A 2,185-nucleotide genomic window follows, 5' to 3' on the forward strand; every position below is an offset into this window, starting at 1 on the left:
ATGCACTCGTCCGGGGCCGCTCTCTTCGTATGTCCGCCGGTGCGTCGTACCGGCGCGGTCTCAGATACGGACCTGGACGGCGCGGGCCAGTCGGTCGTGGAGGCCGCGGCTGTCACGGTCCCAGACGATGGCGGGGATCACCAGGAGGAGCAGGACGCTCCTCAGGACGACCCGGACGACACCGAGCCGTCCGCCGTCCTCGGCGATGACCCGCAGGCCCAGCATCCGCTTGCCCGGGGTGGAACCGACGGTTCCGACCGTCAGCAGGCTCATGACGAGGAAGACGGCGAGCGCCCAGTTCCCGGCCGCCTGCTGGTCACCGCGAGCGAGCAGCCCGTATGCGATCACCATGCATACGGCCCAGTCGATGAAGAGGGCCCCGAAGCGCCGGCCGAGCGGGGCGATCGACCCCGGGCCGTCCTGGGGCAGACCGAGGCGTTCGCCCCGGTAACCGAAGTCGGCGCCCATCTCCTCGGCCGCCGCGCGCGGCCCCGAGAGCCACGATCCGATTGCTTGCCTGTTGTCCACCCGTCCACGGTACTGCGCCCACGTTTGCGCCTCGCCGGGCGGGGCACGGAACACGTCGCTGAGGTGCCGCCCACAACCGGGCTGGTTAACTTGTGCGAAACAAATGGGTCATGCTGGAGAAATCCCTTCTGCCTAAGGTCGGGTCCAGCGTGTGCCACCGCACTGGCCACACAGACGAGCTGCAACCCCGCCCTTTCCCGGGTCGGGAGTAGGAGGAGTTGGATGTTCCAGAACGCCGACGAAGTCCAGAAGTACATCGCCGACAACGACGTCAAGTTCATCGACGTCCGGTTCTGCGACCTGCCGGGCGTGATGCAGCACTTCACGATCCCCGCGGGGTCCTTCGACCCGGCCGAGGAACTGGCTTTCGACGGCTCGTCGATCCGCGGTTTCCAGGCGATCCACGAGTCGGACATGGCGCTCCGCGCCGACCTGTCCACGGCCCGTGTCGACCCCTTCCGCCGCGACAAGACGGTGAACGTCAACTTCTTCATCCACGACCCGATCACCGGCGAGCAGTACAGCCGTGACCCGCGGAACGTGGCCAAGAAGGCCGAGGCGTACCTCGCCTCCACCGGTGTCGCCGACACCGCGTACTTCGGCCCCGAGGCCGAGTTCTACGTCTTCGACAACGTCCGCTTCCAGACGTCGGCGAACGAGAGCTTCTACCACATCGACTCCGAGGCCGGCGCCTGGAACACCGGGTCGGAGGAGAACAACCGCGGTTACAAGGTCCGCTACAAGGGCGGCTACTTCCCGACCCCGCCCGTCGACCACTTCGCCGACCTGCGTGCCGAGATCTCCCTGGAGCTGGACAAGAACGGCCTCCAGGTCGAGCGCCAGCACCACGAGGTCGGCACCGCGGGCCAGGCCGAGATCAACTACAAGTTCAACACGCTGCTCGCCGCGGCCGACGACCTGATGCTCTTCAAGTACATCGTGAAGAACGTCGCCTGGCGCAACGGCAAGACCGCGACCTTCATGCCGAAGCCGATCTTCGGCGACAACGGCTCGGGCATGCACGTCCACCAGTCGCTGTGGCAGGGCGGCACGCCGCTCTTCTACGACGAGCAGGGTTACGCCGGCCTGTCGGACATGGCCCGCTACTACATCGGCGGCATCCTCAAGCACGCCCCGTCGCTGCTGGCCTTCACCAACCCGACGGTGAACTCCTACCACCGTCTGGTCCCCGGCTTCGAGGCCCCGGTCAACATGGTGTACTCGCAGCGCAACCGCTCCGCCGCGATGCGTATCCCGATCACGGGCTCCAACCCGAAGGCGAAGCGCGTCGAGTTCCGCGCCCCGGACCCGTCCTCCAACCCGTACCTGGCGTTCTCGGCCCTGCTGATGGCCGGCCTGGACGGTGTGAAGAACAAGATCGAGCCCCCGGAGCCGATCGACAAGGACCTCTACGAGCTGGCCCCCGAGGAGCACGCGGGCGTCCAGCAGGTCCCGACCTCGCTCCCGGCGGTCCTCGACGCCCTCGAGGCGGACCACGACTACCTCCAGGCCGGCGGCGTCTTCACGCCCGACCTGATCGAGACGTGGATCGACTACAAGCGCACGCACGAGATCGCCCCGATCCAGCTGCGCCCGCACCCGCACGAGTTCGAGCTGTACTTCGACCTCTAGAGGTCACGAGCTCACCGGTATGCCG

2 protein-coding genes are annotated in these 2,185 nt (G+C 67.2%); one reads left to right on the forward strand and one right to left on the reverse strand.

Annotated elements, in window-relative coordinates:
• Positions 1-60: 60 nt before the first annotated feature.
• Positions 61-528 carry an RDD family protein gene (locus ACFWFI_RS42425; RefSeq protein WP_387401261.1) on the reverse strand — a complete coding sequence of 156 codons (468 nt, stop codon included), beginning with the start codon at positions 526-528 and terminating at the stop codon, positions 61-63.
• A gap of 222 nt (positions 529-750) precedes the next feature.
• Between ACFWFI_RS42425 and glnA the strand changes: the two genes are divergently transcribed.
• Entirely contained in the window at positions 751-2,160 is a 1,410-nt protein-coding gene (glnA, locus tag ACFWFI_RS42430) for a type I glutamate--ammonia ligase (protein WP_387401263.1), read from the forward strand.
• The last annotated feature ends 25 nt before the right edge of the window (positions 2,161-2,185 follow it).

It is taken from the genome of Streptomyces sp. NPDC060209 (genome assembly GCF_042728155.1).
In the GTDB taxonomy this organism is placed as follows: domain Bacteria; phylum Actinomycetota; class Actinomycetes; order Streptomycetales; family Streptomycetaceae; genus Streptomyces.

Coding starts and splice junctions, on each gene's coding strand:
- glnA (WP_387401263.1), top strand. CDS start 751: ATGTTCCAGAACGCCGACGAAGTCCAGAAGTACATCGCCGACAACGAC.